This window comes from Paracoccus sp. SM22M-07 (assembly GCF_001887735.1).
Lineage (GTDB): Bacteria > Pseudomonadota > Alphaproteobacteria > Rhodobacterales > Rhodobacteraceae > Paracoccus.
In genome coordinates, this window is the sequence record NZ_JPKW01000043.1 from 1 (window position 1) to 1,385 (window position 1,385).

Consider the following 1,385-nt stretch of genomic DNA (forward strand, 5'->3'; position numbering starts at 1 on the left):
GATGCCAGGCCATTTGCCCGACGCCGAAGAACGGCGTGTCCAGGAACTGCTCGTCCATCGGCATCAGGCCGAGGTCCAGCGCCGTCTCGCCCTCGGGCGTGGAGGAGAAGGACGAGCGCGCGATCGACAGCAGGCAGCACTGCGCGCCCCGACAGGTCCGGCTCGATCATGCCGTTCGGCATCGTCTCTCGGACCAATGGCGTTCCAATGCCTCATCACTTCCCGCCCCAGGGCTTCAGCTTTCGTTCCCAAAAAGAGGCGGCCACGGCCAGCTCCTCGATCCTGGCGTGGAGCTCCCTTACCTGCTCCTCGCCAATCTCGGGCCTCTTGCGGCCCCCGCGCTCGAACACCCCGGAGGCCCCTTCCGGCAAGGCTCGCTTCCATTGATCGATCATCGTCGGATGCACCCCGAACCGGCCGGCCAGATCGGCCGCCGTCTCCTCCCCTTTCAGGGCTTCCAGCGCGACCTTGGCCTGGAACTCAGGCGCCTGCTGCCGGCGTTTCGACATCTCTGATCTCCTTCCCCTCGAAGATCAGCTGACCCAAATTCGTAGCTTATGTCAGTGGCCGAATTTAAGAGCGGCGCTCAGAGGTAGTATTTCTTGACTAAGCACACGGCGTGATCATGCCACTGCATTCTTTGCGCTTTGCGTCGATCAGGAGCTACTACGCGCCCATGCCAGCTACCCGGGCGGTTTCTGTCTGCTATACGGAAAGGTGTAGCGTTTTCTGAATAAACAGGAAGCAGAACAAGTTAAGCCGAAAGCTACATACCGGCTGTTTCTTGCAGGATCAAATAGTCAGGAGAGGGGCAGCGGACGGCAATTTGGCACATCGCGGGAGGAAACGTTTCTCAATCCGGCTTACCCGCCATGCAGAATGCAGCCACGAACAGATCCTTGCAAATATGCCTAGGATCTCATCCCGCTCAAAACATCCTAGGAGTTCGCTTGCATCGCACCATGACAGTCCACTGCTCAGCTTAGCTTGTTGGATCTGACTAGATACTGCCCTCAGATTGATGCAACAAGATAACGCTAGCGATCAAAGGGATATTGTTCGGGGCAATTCCTCCTGGCGCGATCCGAGAATAGTTTACGACCGTTCGAGGTTCCAAACACATTGGTTAGCCTCTGTTGCGGAGGAGCAAACAATCATATGCGCCCCCCCTACCCTCCTTCTGGCAATTTTATCCAGACCATAAGCTTGATCACCGTAACGGTGATTGTAGGTCGTGTTGACAAAAGGGATTCACACTGCGCCACCAGCGTGATTCAAGCTGGTATCTTTGATGGAGACCCGCGTGGCACGAGACCTGATGTCGGACGAGGAATGGAAGTTCTTTGAACGGTTCATCCTGACAGTCCGCGCCCGAACGGGCGCAA

General features: G+C 57.0%; 1 protein-coding gene. It reads right to left on the reverse strand.

What is annotated here, in order from left to right; translation table 11 throughout:
• Nucleotides 1-215: 215 nt before the first annotated feature.
• A complete protein-coding gene (locus IE00_RS19340) occupies nucleotides 216-509 on the reverse strand; it encodes a transposase (RefSeq protein WP_072298782.1) in 294 nt (97 codons plus the stop codon).
• Nucleotides 510-1,385 lie beyond the last annotated feature (876 nt).